The 16,643-nt window shown below is 29.0% G+C and carries 16 protein-coding genes; 6 read left to right on the top strand and 10 right to left on the bottom strand.

Annotation, left to right across the window (positions count from 1 at the left end):
• Nucleotides 1-26: 26 nt before the first annotated feature.
• Nucleotides 27-416, bottom strand: a complete 390-nt coding sequence (locus CXF68_RS14775; RefSeq protein ID WP_101045897.1) for an RNA-binding S4 domain-containing protein — start codon at nucleotides 414-416, stop codon at nucleotides 27-29.
• A 79-nt stretch (nucleotides 417-495) separates the two neighbouring features.
• Between CXF68_RS14775 and CXF68_RS14770 the strand changes: the two genes are divergently transcribed.
• Nucleotides 496-1,425, top strand: a complete 930-nt coding sequence (locus tag CXF68_RS14770) for an FKBP-type peptidyl-prolyl cis-trans isomerase (RefSeq protein WP_101045896.1) — start codon at nucleotides 496-498, stop codon at nucleotides 1,423-1,425.
• 58 nt (nucleotides 1,426-1,483) lie between these two features.
• Here the strand turns inward: CXF68_RS14770 and CXF68_RS14765 are convergent, their stop codons facing one another.
• From CXF68_RS14765 to smpB, 5 genes are all read right to left on the bottom strand, one after another.
• Nucleotides 1,484-2,095, bottom strand: coding sequence for a porin family protein (locus CXF68_RS14765; RefSeq protein ID WP_101045895.1), 612 nt, complete (start codon nucleotides 2,093-2,095; stop codon nucleotides 1,484-1,486).
• Nucleotides 2,096-2,212: 117 nt separating this feature from the next.
• Complete coding sequence (locus CXF68_RS14760; protein ID WP_101047553.1) at nucleotides 2,213-3,163, bottom strand: transketolase family protein; 951 nt, start codon at nucleotides 3,161-3,163, stop codon at nucleotides 2,213-2,215.
• A 53-nt stretch (nucleotides 3,164-3,216) separates the two neighbouring features.
• Entirely contained in the window at nucleotides 3,217-3,798 is a 582-nt protein-coding gene (locus tag CXF68_RS14755; protein WP_101045894.1) for a Maf family nucleotide pyrophosphatase, read from the bottom strand.
• Entirely contained in the window at nucleotides 3,785-4,681 is an 897-nt protein-coding gene (locus CXF68_RS14750; RefSeq protein WP_101045893.1) for a UbiA family prenyltransferase, read from the bottom strand. The genes CXF68_RS14755 and CXF68_RS14750 overlap by 14 nt, the downstream gene beginning before the upstream one ends.
• Nucleotides 4,681-5,139, bottom strand: a complete 459-nt coding sequence (smpB, locus tag CXF68_RS14745; RefSeq protein ID WP_101045892.1) for an SsrA-binding protein SmpB — start codon at nucleotides 5,137-5,139, stop codon at nucleotides 4,681-4,683. The genes CXF68_RS14750 and smpB overlap by 1 nt, the downstream gene beginning before the upstream one ends.
• Before the next feature lie 121 nt (nucleotides 5,140-5,260).
• Between smpB and CXF68_RS14740 the strand changes: the two genes are divergently transcribed.
• Both CXF68_RS14740 and CXF68_RS14735 read left to right on the top strand, forming a co-directional pair.
• A complete protein-coding gene (locus tag CXF68_RS14740; protein ID WP_101045891.1) occupies nucleotides 5,261-5,890 on the top strand; it encodes an OmpW family protein in 630 nt (209 codons plus the stop codon).
• Between the two features lie 132 nt (nucleotides 5,891-6,022).
• A complete protein-coding gene (locus tag CXF68_RS14735; protein WP_101045890.1) occupies nucleotides 6,023-6,748 on the top strand; it encodes a DUF6503 family protein in 726 nt (241 codons plus the stop codon).
• A 2-nt stretch (nucleotides 6,749-6,750) separates the two neighbouring features.
• On the opposite strand, the gene CXF68_RS14730 is transcribed toward CXF68_RS14735, so the two are convergent.
• Together CXF68_RS14730 and clpB are read right to left on the bottom strand one after the other, a co-directional pair.
• A complete protein-coding gene (locus tag CXF68_RS14730) occupies nucleotides 6,751-7,260 on the bottom strand; it encodes a histidine phosphatase family protein (protein ID WP_101045889.1) in 510 nt (169 codons plus the stop codon).
• 88 nt (nucleotides 7,261-7,348) lie between these two features.
• Nucleotides 7,349-9,952, bottom strand: a complete 2,604-nt coding sequence (gene clpB / locus CXF68_RS14725; protein WP_101045888.1) for an ATP-dependent chaperone ClpB — start codon at nucleotides 9,950-9,952, stop codon at nucleotides 7,349-7,351.
• A 164-nt stretch (nucleotides 9,953-10,116) separates the two neighbouring features.
• Here clpB and ytxJ point away from each other — a divergent pair, with 164 nt between their 5' ends.
• Nucleotides 10,117-10,509, top strand: a complete 393-nt coding sequence (ytxJ, locus tag CXF68_RS14720; RefSeq protein ID WP_101045887.1) for a bacillithiol system redox-active protein YtxJ — start codon at nucleotides 10,117-10,119, stop codon at nucleotides 10,507-10,509.
• Nucleotides 10,510-10,579: 70 nt separating this feature from the next.
• Nucleotides 10,580-12,148, top strand: coding sequence for a DEAD/DEAH box helicase (locus tag CXF68_RS14715; protein WP_101045886.1), 1,569 nt, complete (start codon nucleotides 10,580-10,582; stop codon nucleotides 12,146-12,148).
• Between the two features lie 76 nt (nucleotides 12,149-12,224).
• Here CXF68_RS14715 and fahA read toward each other — a convergent pair whose 3' ends face one another.
• Complete coding sequence (gene fahA / locus CXF68_RS14710; RefSeq protein WP_101045885.1) at nucleotides 12,225-13,505, bottom strand: fumarylacetoacetase; 1,281 nt, start codon at nucleotides 13,503-13,505, stop codon at nucleotides 12,225-12,227.
• 269 nt (nucleotides 13,506-13,774) lie between these two features.
• On the opposite strand from fahA, the gene glyA reads away from it, so the two are divergent.
• Complete coding sequence (gene glyA, locus CXF68_RS14705; protein ID WP_101047551.1) at nucleotides 13,775-15,049, top strand: serine hydroxymethyltransferase; 1,275 nt, start codon at nucleotides 13,775-13,777, stop codon at nucleotides 15,047-15,049.
• Between the two features lie 81 nt (nucleotides 15,050-15,130).
• Here the strand turns inward: glyA and CXF68_RS14700 are convergent, their stop codons facing one another.
• Nucleotides 15,131-16,570 (bottom strand): MBL fold metallo-hydrolase, encoded by a 1,440-nt coding sequence (locus CXF68_RS14700; RefSeq protein WP_101045884.1) that lies wholly within the window; start codon nucleotides 16,568-16,570, stop codon nucleotides 15,131-15,133.
• Nucleotides 16,571-16,643: the final 73 nt, after the last annotated feature.

Raw genomic sequence — 16,643 nt, 5'->3', positions numbered from 1 at the left:
GTTAATTTATTATTGAATAAAAGATATTACAAATTAATATCATTTTCTTCAGAATCATCGTAATAATCGTCAATATCTCGTCTATCTTTTTTTGTAGGCCTTCCAGCACCTTTTTTTCGATAGTAATCTTTTGAATATTTTAATAGCGCTGTTTTTTCAAACTCCTCCTTTGGTGTTATATCTTTTCTGTATAAATCTACCAATTTAGCTCCAACTCGGCTATCTGGTATGTCTATTACTTTTATTTTATAGTTAATTTGATTCTTTCGAATGATTATTTCTTCATTACCGAATATATCTTTAGAAGGTTTTAAATTTACTCCATCAATTTTAATATGCCCTTTTTTACACGCTTCAGTAGCGATACTGCGTGTTTTAAATAAGCGAATGCACCATAAATATTTGTCAATTCTCATATGAAAAGTTAAAATTTATCTTTTAGTTTTTTACAAAGGTATAAAAATGGTAAATTGCGCGTTAAAATTTCAATATTAAATGATAAAATTTAAACATCTTTTTTGCACTGTGTTTTTAAGTGCTTTGTTATATTCTTGTGGAAGTGATAGTAACACTATTGTAAAATTTGATCATGAAGCGCAAGCTTTAAAAGACAAAGATTCTATAGCTAATTTTTTAGATAACTATTATTTTGATGATACTATAGACTCTATAAAACCTTTAGTTTCTGGAAAAACACCTTTATCAGGAGATGCTAGATTGATTAAAAAGACTCATATTGAAAATGATATATCATATGATTTGTATCATATTATTACTAAAGAAGGTGAGTCTACAAAGCAAGGTAAATCTAGTAGTAAAATTACTACATCTATAGGGAGGCCTACATCTTTAGATTCTGTTTTTACTAAATACCAAGTTTGGTATACATCTAAGACGAGTGAGTTTGTCTTAAATCAGACAGGAAGTACGCCTATATGGTGGAATTTGACTGCAAGTAATAGTCCTATTGCTGCCCGTAACCCTATTAGAGGATGGTCTTTAGGGATACCTAATTTTAGAGCAGGATTGAACAATACAAGTGATGGTCCTATATCTTATGAGAAATTTGGAAAGGGGATACTTATTATTCCTTCAGGTTTAGCTTATGCTGAGTTACCTAGTGGAAATATACCAGCTAACTCACAACTTGTATTTTATATAGATTTGTTAGATTTTGTTGAAAATACGGATCATGATCAAGATGGAGTTTTCTCAATTTTAGAAGACGCAGATGAAGATGGTAATTCAAGAAATGATGATACTGATAAAGATAGAATAGTAAATTACCTTGATGTAGATGATGATGGAGATGGTATACTAACAAAAAATGAAGATCCAAATGGTGATGGTGATCCTAGTAATGATTTTAGTGATCCAAATAAACCTACTGTTCCTGATTATTTAAATAGAGATATTAGAAAATAAGACATAAAAAAAACCGAACTTAATGTTCGGTTTTTTTTATGTCTTATTTTTAGTAAAATTAAAATCGATATGATAAACCAACAATTATTTGGTTTACTCGAGTATCAAAATCAATATCAGGATCTGTATTATTACTTATTAATTTTGATTCAGTATCAGAAAAACCTCTTTCCCAACGTATATCTAACCCTATTTTACCTAATTCCACACCAGCACCTAGTTGAAGCCCAACAGTGAATCCACTAGCATCTGTTTTTAAGTCAGAGATACTTTTTAAATCAAAGTCACCGTCAATTATATATTGAAAAGAGGGACCAGCAAATATATGTGCAATTTTAAAAATTTTCTTACCCAACAATACTGGTATATCAATTTTTTGAAAATCATACGAGGCTAATTCGTTAGAATTTTTAAAAGATAATTCACTTTTTAAGGAAGTGTAGACTAATTCAGGACGAATATATAAGCCAATAACAGGGATTTTAATTCGGGTCCATATACCAGCATGGAAACCTGTTTTACTTTTAGCTCCACTAAGAACATCAGTTTTTACTTCTAGAAAAGAATCCGAATTATAATTTACCCCTCCTTTAATACCAAATTGTATTTGACTTTGACTTAATTGGGTTCCTCCTATGAAAAGGAGTGCTAATAAAAATATTTTTTTCATCGTTTATTATTTTAGTATACTATTAAAACTTATTTTATCTTAATTTATTGAGTGTTGAAAAAAAAAGCATCATTTTTTAATTTAAAAAATGATGCTTTTTTTTAGTATTAAGTAAAACTACTTTCTTGAGATTACTTTTTCTACGGCTTTAACTATAGCTTCATCATTTAAGCCATATTTTTCCATTAATTGAGCTGGAGTAGCAGATTCTCCAAAACTATCATTAACAGCTACGAATTCTTGTGGAGTAGGAGTGTTCGTTGCTAAACAACGAGCAACGCTTTCACCTAATCCTCCAAATTTATTATGCTCTTCAGCAGTAACAATACAACCTGTTTTTGCAATAGACTTTAATATAATATCTTCATCTAAAGGTTTAATAGTGTGTATATTTATTACTTCTGCAGAAATTCCTTTTTCTTCTAATTGTTCAGCAGCCTGTAAAGCTTCCCAAACTAAGTGTCCTGTTGCTACAATTGTAACATCATTTCCTTCTGTAAGTTTTATTCCTTTACCAATTTCAAAAGGTTGTTCTGTCATAAAAACAGGTACTTTTGGTCTACCAAAACGTAAATACACAGGTCCCTCATATGCTGCAATAGCAATTGTTGCTGCTTTAGTTTGGCTATAATCACAAGTATTAATAACTGTCATACCTGGTAACATTTTCATTAACCCGATATCTTCTAGTATTTGATGTGTAGCCCCGTCTTCACCAAGTGTTAAACCTGCATGTGAAGCACATATTTTTACATTTTTATCTGAATAAGCTACAGATTGACGAATTTGATCGTATACACGACCTGTAGAGAAGTTTGCAAAAGTTCCTGTAAATGGAATTTTTCCTCCAATAGTTAAACCAGCAGCAATACCAATCATATTTGCTTCAGCAATTCCTATTTGAAAGAAACGTTCTGGATGATTGTTTTTAAAGTCCCCCATTTTTAAAGAGCCTGTTAAATCTGCACATAATGCTACTACATTAGGATTTGTTTTTCCTAATTCGGTTAAACCATCTCCAAACCCAGATCGGGTATCTTTTTTTTCGGTGTAAGTATATTTTTTCATTAGTTGTGTTGTGTAAATACGTGTCAAAAATAATCTTTTATAAAAATGTAGAACTACAAATTTATTAATTCTTTATAAAGTTTATGAACAGGAAAGCCCATAACATTAAAATAACTACCTTTTATTTCAGTTATTCCTATCTTTCCAATCCATTCTTGAATACCATAAGCACCTGCTTTGTCATAAGGTTTATAATTTTTTATATAATATTCAATTTCAATATCAGTAAGCTTTTTAAAAGTAACAGTAGTAGTATCATTAATTATATGCTTAAAGTTTTTATTTAAAATACAGATTGATGTAATTACTTGGTGTGTATTATTAGATAACTCTTTTAGCATTTTAAAAGCTTCATTGTAATCTTTAGGCTTGCCTAGTGCTTTGTTGTTAGACCAAACAATAGTATCTGAAGTAATTAAGATATCTTTTTCATTTAATTCATCACTAAAAGGTTTTGATTTTAGATCAGAAAGATAATCTGTTATTTCAGAAGCGACTAAATGTTCAGGATAAATCTCTTCAACTTCTTTTGTTTTTATAGTGAAATCTATATCTAAGTCTTTTAAAAGTTGTTGCCTCCTTGGTGATTTAGAAGCAAGAATTATAGTGTAATTTAATAATTTAGTTGATAGCATGTTTAATGTAATAAGATATTATAGGAATACTTAAAACAGCTAAAAAGTAACCAATGTTTGATAGTTTGTATAAAAAAATATAATCATTAGAACTTGAAGCTGTCATTAATTTATAGATTATGAATAATTGAGGAATTGTACCTAATAATATGATTGTGGTAAATAAGTATGTGTTTTCAACGTATATAATGGCAATAAAAAAAACAAATAAACAGACTAAAATACAAATAGCTAATGCAATTTTAGTTGCTCTATTTCTACCTAATAAAATAGGTAATGTTTTGTGTTTGAAATTATTGTCGGAGTTTATATTGTTAATATCAATTATTATTTCTCTAATAATATTACTTAAAAAAGAAATAACTACATATATTAATATTATAATCTGTAATTTAAAAAAGAGATCCCATTGAGATGATGATAAATTAGAAGGGAGGTCAAACCAACAAACAATTAGAATAGTAAAGGATTTAATAAAAGATAAAAGGAGATTACTAAAAAATGTTTTTTTTCTAACTTTTTTAGCGTAAAAAAAAGTATAAATTACTCCAAAAATAAAAAGAAAACTGTAATTAGGTTTATGAATTTTAAAAGCTAATAGAAAGCCTAGTACTAAGCTCAAAAAAGCAAAAATAATAGCATACTCTTTTGCTTTTTTTACTGGGAATTTAACATTCCTTTTTTGTTTTCTATAAAAATAATTAAATAAATAACCTGATGCAATTATTAAAACACCAGAACTTACTAAAATACCTAAATCAAAAAAAGAAAGAGTTGTTTCGAACCCAAAACCATTTATAAGGCAGTATTTTAATAAAAATAGAATAAAATAAAAGTATAAGAGTCTTTTCCAGTGAATAATATGAAAAAAAATAGAAAGCATTAATTAAAATCTTTTTTAATTCTTGCTAAATCTTTTTTATTATCTCTGTCTTTCATTGTTTGACGCTTATCATGCGTTTTTTTACCTTTAGCTAAAGCAATATCAAGTTTTGCCCAACCATTTTCATTAATAAATAGTTTAAGAGGCACAACAGTATTTCCTTTAGCTTCAACTTCTCTCTCTAATTTTTTAAGTTCCTTTTTATTTAATAGTAAACGGCGCTCACTTGTTGTTTTGTGATTAAAATGGTTACCAAAGGCATACTCTTCAATATACATATTAATAACAAAAAGTTCTCCTTGATCATTAAACTCACAAAAACTTTCTGTTATTCGAGCTTTACTTAATCGAATTGATTTTATTTCTGTACCAGTAAGTTGAATTCCGGCAGTATATTTATCTAATATCTCGTATTCGAAACGAGCTTTTTTATTTTGTATGTTAATTTTTTTTTGCATAGTAATTGCAAATATAACTAATAATTTAAGTGTCTAAAGAAAATTATTAAACTATGATTTTAATCATTATTTAGAGCTCTTTCTGAAACTATTTTTGTTATAGAAATTAAAGTTTATAATTATGAAAAAAGTTTTTTTAAGTATCGTTTTTGGGGTTTTATTTTTTACAAATATTAATGCTCAAGAAAATTCTAAAAATGAGAAGAAATGGCAAGCTCGTTTTAGATGGGTAAGTGTATTAGCTAATGAATCTGCAACTATAAGAACTATTGGTGGTGATGTTGAAATTAGTAATAATTTTATTCCTGAATTAGATTTTACATATTTCTTTACAGAAAATATTGCTGCAGAACTAGTTTTAGGAACAACTAAGCATAACGTTAATGCTGTAAACACAGCTTTAGGTAATGTAGATTTAGGGCATGTTTGGTTATTGCCTCCAACATTAATGGCGCAGTATCATTTTAATTTAAGTGATTTTAGGCCTTATGTAGGTGCAGGTGTAAACTACACGTTTTTCTACAATTCAGATCCAGGAGCAGTAGTTGATGTTGATTATGATAACTCTTTTGGTTATGCGCTTCAACTTGGATTTGATTATGATTTAGATGATACATGGTTTTTAAATATTGATGCTAAATATATTGATTTAAGTACTGACGTTACTGTAGATGCTGGAATAGCAGTGTTGCCAGCTGCAGTTAAAATAAACCCTCTTTTAATAGGTTTTGGTGTTGGTATGAGATTTTAGAAGTACAACAAATATTAACGAAAAGAGCTGCTAATTTTTAGTAGCTTTTTTTTATTAACATAAATTTATAATTTTGATATTGTTAAACCTGTAATTTTGAGTTTTAAATGAGACCAAAGTAAACAAAGTTTTATGCGATATATTTTTTTAGTAGTTATTATTTTAACAATAGCTTGTAAGCCAAAGTTTACAGCCCAAGAAATTGTAGATAAATCAGTAAGTAATTCGAACTTAGAAAAAATTTCTAATTCAGAAATTTCTTTTAAGTTTAGGAGTAATCATTATATAGCTAAGAGAAATAAAGGTGATTATGAATTATTTAGGTTTATTACTAAAGATTTAGTCAACTATAAAGATGTCTTATCTAACAATGGTTTTAAACGATATGTTAGTGATAGTTTAGTTTCTTTATCTAAAAAAGATCAAGATGCATATGGTAATTCTGTAAATTCAGTACACTACTTTTCTATTTTACCATATGGATTAAATGATCCTGCAGCAAAAAAGAAGGTATTAGAAAATGTATTTATTAAAGGTAAAGAGTATTATAAAATTCAAGTAACTTTTAATGAAGATGGAGGAGGGGATGATTTTGATGATATATTTATTTACTGGTTTTCAAAAGAAAGCTTCAAGTTAGATTATTTAGCATATAAATACCATACAAATGGTGGAGGTATTCGTTTTAGAGATGTTAAAAAAGAAAATATTGTAAACGGAATTCGTTTTGCTGATTATAATAATTACAAGCCCATAGATAAGAGTATAGACTTTTATGCTATTGATAAATTATATGAGGAAGGAAAATTAAAAAAACTATCTGAGATTGTTTTAGATAATATTGAAATTAAGTACTAAAATTAATTATTAACTTTTAAATGAATACTTGTAGCTCCGTTTTTTGTAACAGTAATAATGTATAAATTACTGTTACTATCAAGAGCACTCTCATTTATTTGTTTGAATAAATCTTTACCCAGTATTTTATTAGCAAAAGAAGGTGTTGTATTGCTATGACCAACAATTAAAACATTTTTACCTTTTGTTTTTAATTTAAAATCATCATCATACAATTTACTAGGATTATATAGTAGTACACTTAATTTGTTTTTTAAAGCTGTAGGTGTTGCTGTTTCTTTAGTTCTATTATATTTTGTACTATAAACCATACTTATGTTTGCAGAAGATAAAACTTCTGACCAAAAAGCAGCACGTTTAACACCTTTATTAGTTAAATGTGGATTTCTATCCGTTTTATCTGTTTTGTTTTTTTCTGCATGACGAATTAGATAATAAGTTGTAATATCATCTTGAGAAAAAATAGATAATGAGCTTAAAATAAAAGTAATAAGGAAGAAATATTTTTTCATAAGTGTTTATTTATTAAGCAATATAGTTAAAATAAAAAAAGTGATGCTTTTTTAAGCATCACTTTTAATCAGCTATATAAACTAACTTCTAGTTTTCTGTTAAATCAGATTGATTTCTGAAAACTAGTTTATTATCAAAAGCATCTAATAATATGATACTATCTGTACTTATTTTTCCTGCTAAAATTTCTTTAGATAATTGATTTAACACTTCTTTTTGAATTACCCGTTTAACCGGGCGAGCTCCAAATTCAGGTTGATAGCCTTTAACAGCTAAATAATCAATAGCTTCATCTGTAGCGTCAAATGTTATGTTCTGTTCAGCAATCATCTTTTTAACATTATTCAACTGTATTTTTACAATTTTTTTAATATCATCTGTAGATAACGGAGTAAACAATGTAATATCATCAATTCTATTAATAAATTCTGGTCTAACAGTTTGTTTTAGTAAACCTAAAACTTCAACTTTAGCTAGTTCCATTGTTGTATGAATATCACCTTTCATATTCTCAAATTTTTCTTGAATAATATGACTTCCCATATTAGATGTCATAATAATAATGGTGTTTTTAAAATCAGCAACACGACCTTTATTATCTGTTAATCTACCTTCATCTAATACTTGTAATAATACATTAAACGTATCTGGATGTGCTTTTTCAATTTCATCTAATAATATAACAGAATAAGGTTTTCGACGAACAGCTTCTGTTAATTGTCCCCCTTCATCATAACCAACATAACCAGGAGGTGCACCAACTAAACGACTTACAGAATGACGTTCTTGATATTCACTCATGTCAATTCTAGTCATTGCATTTTCATCATCAAATAAATAACCTGCTAACGCTTTTGCTAACTCTGTTTTACCAACACCTGTTGTACCTAGAAATAAGAAAGAACCAATAGGTTTGTTAGGGTTTTGCAGTCCTGCTCTAGATCGTCGAACAGCATCAGAAACAGCTTCAATAGCTTCTTCTTGACCTACAACACGTTTGTGTAATTCATTTTCTAATTGTAATAATTTTTCACGTTCAGATTGTATCATCTTTGTCACAGGAACTCCTGTCCATTTAGCAACAACCTCTGCAATATCATCGTAGGTAACCTCTTCTTTTATTAATGCATTTTCGCTTTGGTTAGCTAAGATTTCTTGTTGTTTTTCAAGTGCCTCTTGAGCTTCTTTTATCTTACCATAGCGCAACTCTGCAACTTTACCGTAATCTCCATTACGTTCAGCTTTATCAGCTTCAATTTTGTAATTTTCAATATCCGTTTTTAATTGCTGAACAGCATCTACAATAGCTTTTTCAGATAACCATTTGGCGCTAATTTCATTACGCTCTTCTTTAAGGTTAGCTACATCTGCATTTAAAGACTTTAGTTTTGTTTCATCATTTTCGCGTTTAATAGCTTCAATTTCAATTTCTAATTGCATTATTTTACGATCTAAAACATCTAATTCTTCTGGTTTAGAATTAATTTCCATTCGTAATTTAGCAGCTGCTTCATCCATTAAGTCAATCGCTTTGTCTGGTAAAAAGCGATTGGTAATATAACGTTGTGATAACTCAACAGCACCAATAATAGCTTCATCTTTAATACGTACTTTATGATGTGTTTCGTATTTATCTTTAATTCCGCGAAGAATAGAAATAGCACTTTCGGTATCAGGTTCATCAACAATAACTTTCTGAAAACGACGCTCTAAAGCTTTGTCTTTTTCAAAATATTTTTGATATTCATCTAAAGTTGTAGCACCAATTGCACGTAATTCTCCACGAGCTAATGCGGGTTTTAAAATATTTGCAGCATCCATTGCTCCTTGACCGCCACCTGCACCAACTAAGGTGTGAATTTCATCAATAAATAAAACAACATCTCCTTCAGATGTTGTTACTTCTTTAACAACCGATTTTAAACGCTCTTCAAACTCCCCCTTAAATTTAGCTCCTGCAATTAAGGCTCCCATATCTAAAGAAAAAATAATTTTATCTTTTAAGTTTTCAGGAACATCTCCTCTAATAATTCTATGCGCTAAACCTTCAGCAATAGCAGTTTTACCAGTACCAGGTTCACCAACTAAAATAGGGTTATTTTTAGTTCTACGTGATAAAATTTGTAATAAACGACGAATTTCTTCATCACGTCCAATTACAGGATCTAGTTTTCCGTCTTGCGCTAATTTATTTAAGTTATTCGCATATTTATTTAAAGAATTATACGTTTCTTCAGCATTTTGAGAAGTAACTCTTTCGCCTTTTCGTAATTCTTCAATAGTAGCTTTTAAGCTTTTTTCAGTAACTCCTTGATCTTTTAATACCTGTGCTATTTGACTTTTCGATTTAAAAATAGCAATGATTAAATGTTCTATAGAAACATATTCATCATTCATTTTTTTAGCAATAATAGCAGCTTCAGTTAATGTTTTATTTGCTTCACGAGAAAGCATTAACTCTGCACCAGAAACTTTAGGAAATCCTTCTAGTTGTTTATCTAAAATTTGTTGGACAACATTAATATTAATGTTGAGTTTTTTTAATGTAAAAGGCAACACATTTTCATCAATAATTAATAATGCTTTAAATATGTGCTCATTTTCTATTTGTTGATTACCATAACTTTGCGCTAACTGTTGTGCTTGTTGTATGGTTTCTTGTGATTTTGTTGTATAATTGTTGAAATTCATAATTTTATTATTTGTCTTCTTCGATGAATTAAGGTCAAAAGTAATACCAATGAATAACTTTATTAAAATTAAGACAAAATGTCTTCAATCGTGTTGTTTTTACTGACTTTTTGACTTACTGAAAGGTTTTGTATTTAACATCGACAGATTAAAAAAATATATAAATGGGAATACTTAATTCAATCTTTGGAAAAAAACAAGAAAAACAAGAAAAACAGGAATCTTTTATTAATTGGATTCCGTTAACATCATTAGAACAGCTCAAACAAATTAAAAATTTATCAAAAAAAGAACCTGTCGCAATTTTTAAACATTCTACAAGATGTGGTATCAGTAGTATGGTAATTAAACGCTTTGTAAGTAATTTTGATGAAACTTTAAAAGATTTTAAGGTGTATTATCTTGATTTACTTTCATACAGAGAGTTATCTAATGAAATAGGATACGAGTTTCAAATACTACATCAATCTCCTCAGTTATTGGTAATTAAAAAAGGGGAAGTTGTTGCGCACGCATCTCATTATAATATTGCTCAAATTGATTTAAGAAAATTCTAAAAAATTTTACGTTTTCAATGAAACTTATTTAAATACATCGTATTTTTGTGTATTACAAAAAAGTATAAAATTGAGTAACGAAACCACGACTTCACAAGAAACTAAAGGAAAAAATTTATACGGTTATCAGAAAGATGCATTGTTTAAAATTTTTAAAAGTTTTGAAAATGCCCCTGAAAATTATCATTTACTATATCAATTACCAACAGGAGGAGGTAAAACTGTAATTTTCTCTGAAATTACCCGTCAATTTATAAAGCATTATCAAAAAAAGGTATTGATAATGACCCACCGAATTGAATTATGTAAGCAAACTGCAAAGATGCTTGGTGAATTTGGTGTAGATAATAAAATTATTGATAGTAAGGCTACTTTAGATGATCAAGATAAATATGATTGTTTTGTAGCCATGGTTGAAACACTAAACAATCGTTTAAACGACGGTATGTTAGATATCTCTGATGTAGGTTTAGTTATTGTTGATGAGGCACATTATAATTCGTTTACCAAATTATTTAAGTTTTTTGATAAGTCGTTTGTTCTTGGGGTAACAGCAACTCCTTTAAGTTCGAATATTAAATTACCAATGAAAGACAATTATGACGACTTAATTGCAGGTGAAAGTATTGGAACTTTAATTGAAAGCGAATATTTAGCAAAAGCAAACGTGTTTTCTTATAATGTAGGTTTAACTTCCTTAGAGATTGGAGCAAACGGAGATTATACTGTTAAATCTTCGGAAGATTTATACACGAACACTGATATGTTATCTAAGCTTTTACAAGCTTATGAAGAACGCGCTAAAGGAACAAAAACCCTGATTTTTAATAACGGTATTAATACATCACTTCATGTATATGATACTTTTAAGAAAGCTGGATATCCTATTGCTCATTTAGATAACACAAATACAAAAAAAGAGCGTGATTTTATTTTAAAATGGTTTCATACAACGCCTAACGCTATTATTACATCAGTAAGTATACTAACAACTGGTTTTGATGAGCCTTCGGTAAAATCAATCATTTTAAATAGAGCTACAAAATCTCTAACGTTGTATTACCAGATGATTGGTAGAGGGTCGCGTATATTTAAGGGGAAAAATGAATTTAATGTAATTGATTTAGGAAATAATTTTCATCGTTTTGGACCATGGGGTGCTGATTTAGATTGGCATAAAATGTTTAGAGCACCTAACTTTTACTTAGATAATTTATTATCTGATGAAGAAATCGAAAATGATTTTAGATATGAGTTACCAGCTGATGTTAAAGAAGAATTTGCAAATTCTTCTGATTTATATTTCGACGTAAAAAAGATATATATAGAGGTTATTCAAGCAGGGTTATCATCAAAAAAAGTATTAGAAAAATCAATAGATCATCACGCTAAGATTTGTATAGAAAATAGTGAAGATGTTTTTGATGCCTTAATTTTAGCAAAGAAATTAGGCGGAGAAATTGATGATAGAATTCATAGGTACTCAAAATGTATTTGTAAGAGTACTCACAATTTTATTGATTGGTTACAAGATGACTACCGTAAGAAATTAAATTCTCATTTGCGTAACAATTTTGATGAGATATATGAAGATATATTTGGGCACCCACCACCTGAAGAAGAGGAGGAGGAAGATTAAAAAAAATAAAAAATCCAGTTCATTTTGAACTGGATTTTTTTTAGTTATAAACCTTTGTTACGATATGCTAGCTAAATTATTCTTTAGCGGGTAATATTTTACCGGTACATTCTCCAAAACCGATACGTACTTCATCGTTTTGAGAATATCCACGCATAATAACAGTATCGTGATCGTTGATAAATTTACGTTCAGACCCATCATTCATTTTTAATGGATTTTGACCTTTCCATGTTAATTCTAACATAGACCCGAAACTATCTTTTGTAGGACCAGAAATTGTTCCAGATCCCATCATATCTCCTGCGTTTATAGGGCAACCGTTTACAGTATGATGCGCTAATTGCTGTGCCATTGTCCAGTACATGTACTTGAAATTAGAATTACAAACAACCGTTTCTTCTTTATTTTCTGGCTGAATTGCCATTTGCAAATTAATATCAAAACTATCTTTTCCTTCTCTCTGTAAATAAGGTAAAGGCTCATACATTTGTTTAGGGTTGTCAACTCTAAAAGGCTCTAAAGCATCTAAAGTAACAATCCAAGGAGAAATTGTTGAAGCAAAGTTTTTTCCTAAGAAAGGACCTAATGGTACATATTCCCATGCTTGAATATCTCTAGCTGACCAGTCATTAAATAAAACCAATCCAAAGATATATTCATCAGCGTCTTTAATAGGGATTCTATCTCCTAAATCATTGGCAACAGTAGTTATAAAAGCCATTTCTAGTTCAAAATCTAATAATTTTGAAGGGCCAAAATTAGGAGTTGTTTCTCCTTCGCTAGGACGTTGTTGACCAATAGGGCGACGAATAGGAGTACCTGAAGGCACAATAGAAGAGCTTCTTCCATGGTAACCTATTGGTATACGTAACCAGTTTGGAAATAATGCATTTTCTGGATCACGAAATAATGAACCTACATTAGTAGCATGTTCTTTACTTGCGTAAAAATCAGTGTAATCTCCAACAGAAACAGGTAGCTGCATTTCAACATCTTCCATTCTAAAAATCACACTATCTTTATGTGCTATATTATCTCTAAGTTCTCCGTTAGTTACATCAAAAATATCAGCAATTCGATTACGTACTAAACGCCATGTTTTGCGTCCGTCAGCAATAAAATCATTTAATGTGTCTTGTAAAAATATATCATCTGTTAAAGGGATTTCTTTAAAGTAGCCTAGTTGATGTAAAGCACCTAAATCGATAGCAAAATCACCAATTCTAGTACCAATTGTTATGATATCATCTTTTGTTATAAATACTCCAAAAGGAATATTTTGAATAGGAAAATCAGAGTCTTTATTAACGTTTAACCAAGATTTTCTATTAGGATTATTTGCCGTTATTTTCATTGAAATAGTTATGTTTATTTTACCTCAAACCTACATATTTTTTAAATTAAATGCAAGTGTTTAGTGTGAAAAAAAGGTAAAATAGTATAAAAAATAGCCTGTTTATTCTTATGTGAAAAGGTTAATTCCATATAGGTTAACTGGTACAATAACTTTTAAAGCTAGTAGAAAATAGAATATAGGTATATCGGATTAAAATTAGATAAAAATTGCATAAAGTTTCAATAATAAAATTATTACATTTGGCTACATATTTAACAACACATAAGATGCAAAAAGATCATCAAATATTTGATTTAATTCAAGAAGAAAAAGAACGTCAGCTAAATGGTTTAGAACTGATTGCTTCAGAAAACTTTGTAAGCGAGCAAGTAATGCAAGCACAGGGTTCTATTTTAACTAATAAATATGCAGAAGGATATCCAGGTAAGCGCTATTATGGTGGATGTGAAGTAGTAGATATTGTAGAGCAGATTGCTATTGATAGAGCTAAAGAATTGTTTGGAGCAGAATATGTAAATGTTCAGCCACATTCTGGTTCACAAGCAAACACAGCTGTTTTTGCAGCTTGTTTAAACCCAGGAGATACAATTTTAGGTTTTGATTTATCACATGGTGGGCACTTAACTCACGGATCTCCAGTAAACTTTTCAGGTAAATTATACAATCCTGTTTTTTATGGAGTAGATAAAGCTACAGGTAAAATTGATTATAATCATTTAGAGCAACAAGCTAAAGAGCATAAACCAAAATTAATTATTGCAGGAGCTTCGGCATATTCTCGTGATATGGATTTTGAAAAATTTAGAGAGATTGCAGACAGCGTTGGAGCAATTTTAATGGCAGATATTTCGCATCCAGCAGGTTTAATAGCAAAAGGTATTTTATCTGATCCATTACCTCATTGTCATATTGTAACTACAACTACGCATAAAACGTTACGTGGTCCTCGTGGAGGAATTATTATGATAGGTAAAGATTTTGAAAACCCTTTTGGTTTAAAATTAAAATCAGGAAAATTAAAGAAAATGTCAACATTGATTAATTCTGCAGTTTTTCCAGGAAATCAAGGTGGACCATTAGAGCATGTTATTGCGGCAAAAGCAGTTGCTTTTGGTGAAGCTTTAACAGATGAGTTTTTGGAATACCAATTACAAGTAAAAGAAAATGCACAAGCAATGGCAAAAGCTTTTGTTGCTAAAGGATATAATATTATCTCTGGAGGAACAGACAACCATTGTATGTTAATTGATTTACGTAATAAAGATATTACAGGTAAAGATGCTGAAATAGCATTAGGAAAAGCAGATATTACTGTAAACAAAAATATGGTTCCTTTCGATACTCAAAGTCCGTTTGTAACTTCAGGTATTCGTATAGGTACACCCGCAATAACCACTCGTGGTTTGAATGAAGACGATATGCAACAAGTTGTTGATTTTATTGATGAAGCAATCCTTAATCATGATAATGATGAAGCATTATCAGAAATTGGAGATAGCGTAGAAGAAATGATGAGCGCAAGAAGATTATTCGTAATGTAAACGTTACACTAAATTTATAGAATAAAAAAAGCACCGTTCGGTGCTTTTTTTATTTAAAGTAGTGTGATTTGTATAATGTAGTTATTTTGTATTTGCTTTATAATATGCATTCATAGTTGTTAAAGAAACATTAGGGTTGCGATGATGTTGTACAATTCTTTTAATTTTCAATTTTTCTTTACGAACAAATTCTATAAATTGTTTTTCTACATTAGATAAATGTGTAGCAATAGAGTTGTCAGCTGGAATTTCTAAAAAGTCACCTTCGTAAATTATTTGTGCGCCTTTAAAGTAGACAAAACTCTGTTTAAAACTATGCTTATTTTTTAAAACGTAAAATCGAACTCCATTAATATTTATTTTATTTGTAAGTGTTTTAAATTTAAAGGTATTAATTGATTTACTGAATGCAGGGAAATTTTTAATTGCATCAATAGTATAGTCATCTGCAAGTACTGTTATTCCTTTTTTAGCGTACGCATTTAAGCCACCTATATGATCGCTATGAGGATGAGAAACAAATACAGATTGAATTGTTTTCATTGGGAACTTTTTTTCAATTAAGGTCATAATTTTTTCAGAGGACTTATCAGATCTAGGAGCTCCAAAAACCATAATATTATTCTCTATTACTTTTAAAAGAATGAACCTACTATTATTAAAAGCATTAATAATATAAAGGTTATTTGCTATTTTAGTGATTTTACTTTCTGAAACGACATTTTTCTTTGGTAAAACATATTCTTTTGGAATCATAAATTTTGAAGTAGCAATTCCTGTTATGACTTTAAGGTTCTTAACCACAATTAAAGCACTTAATTTATTTTTTTTATAAACATCTAGTTTTTCAGCATATTCAATAGTATCTTTTGAAGTATAATCTTTATATTTAACTATTGAATTATCTTCTGTACTTTCTAATATCTTAAGTCTCAATGAAGGTATTTCAAAAGTGTATTTATTTGTAATTTCTTTATGATTTGTATGCGTAATTACTACAGTTTTATCACTTATTGCAATTCTTAGTGGTTTTCCTATATTATGGTTTGATAATAAAATGGATACTTGCTCAAAGCTTAAAACATTTCCAGCTCTTACACTTTGTTTTTCATAAGCATTATTTTTTAATTCCCTAAGTGTCTTTCCTCTAATTACACCATTAACATCGTATGATATAGCTTTTTCTTTATGTTTAAAATGTTTGAATTCAAAAACGAAATTCCCAGGGAATTGATTTTTATCATGAGTAAAGTATTCTTTTTTATCTTTATCTACTTCTATTGTATAAATACCAAATCGATTTATTTTATCTTCAGGGTGTTTATAGTCATGACTTTGATAAGGGTTAAATCCGGTATATTTATATGTAACAGCAAATTTTTTAAGATTAGTAGTAAATTTGTATTTCTTTTTTAGCTTATTTATAATGTTTTTAGAAGTAATTTTCTGACCAGATAATGATAAAGAAGTTAAAATTAATAGTGTAAGAATATTTACACGCACTCGATTGTTTACTCTCATTTTTCTTTTATTTATTTTAGTAATATGTTAACTACCAATACAAATATAGAGTGAGGATTTATATATAGTTTTG

This window comes from Tenacibaculum sp. Bg11-29 (assembly GCF_002836595.1).
Taxonomy (GTDB): Bacteria; Bacteroidota; Bacteroidia; order Flavobacteriales; family Flavobacteriaceae; genus Polaribacter.
This window is presented reverse-complemented; position numbering and strand designations above follow the sequence as displayed.

Bases quoted from the DNA above. Each gene is read 5' to 3' on its own strand.
- CXF68_RS14750 (WP_101045893.1), bottom strand. From the start codon at position 4,681: ATGCTTTCTATTTTTTTTCATATTATTCACTGGAAAAGACTCTTATAC.
- CXF68_RS14735 (WP_101045890.1), top strand. From the start codon at position 6,023: ATGCGATATATTTTTTTAGTAGTTATTATTTTAACAATAGCTTGTAAG.
- smpB (WP_101045892.1), bottom strand. From the start codon at position 5,139: ATGCAAAAAAAAATTAACATACAAAATAAAAAAGCTCGTTTCGAATAC.
- CXF68_RS14700 (WP_101045884.1), bottom strand. From the start codon at position 16,570: ATGAGAGTAAACAATCGAGTGCGTGTAAATATTCTTACACTATTAATT.
- CXF68_RS14770 (WP_101045896.1), top strand. From the start codon at position 496: ATGATAAAATTTAAACATCTTTTTTGCACTGTGTTTTTAAGTGCTTTG.
- CXF68_RS14755 (WP_101045894.1), bottom strand. From the start codon at position 3,798: ATGCTATCAACTAAATTATTAAATTACACTATAATTCTTGCTTCTAAA.
- CXF68_RS14775 (WP_101045897.1), bottom strand. From the start codon at position 416: ATGAGAATTGACAAATATTTATGGTGCATTCGCTTATTTAAAACACGC.
- CXF68_RS14730 (WP_101045889.1), bottom strand. From the start codon at position 7,260: ATGAAAAAATATTTCTTCCTTATTACTTTTATTTTAAGCTCATTATCT.
- CXF68_RS14765 (WP_101045895.1), bottom strand. From the start codon at position 2,095: ATGAAAAAAATATTTTTATTAGCACTCCTTTTCATAGGAGGAACCCAA.
- clpB (WP_101045888.1), bottom strand. From the start codon at position 9,952: ATGAATTTCAACAATTATACAACAAAATCACAAGAAACCATACAACAA.
- glyA (WP_101047551.1), top strand. From the start codon at position 13,775: ATGCAAAAAGATCATCAAATATTTGATTTAATTCAAGAAGAAAAAGAA.
- CXF68_RS14740 (WP_101045891.1), top strand. From the start codon at position 5,261: ATGAAAAAAGTTTTTTTAAGTATCGTTTTTGGGGTTTTATTTTTTACA.
- CXF68_RS14760 (WP_101047553.1), bottom strand. From the start codon at position 3,163: ATGAAAAAATATACTTACACCGAAAAAAAAGATACCCGATCTGGGTTT.
- fahA (WP_101045885.1), bottom strand. From the start codon at position 13,505: ATGAAAATAACGGCAAATAATCCTAATAGAAAATCTTGGTTAAACGTT.
- ytxJ (WP_101045887.1), top strand. From the start codon at position 10,117: ATGGGAATACTTAATTCAATCTTTGGAAAAAAACAAGAAAAACAAGAA.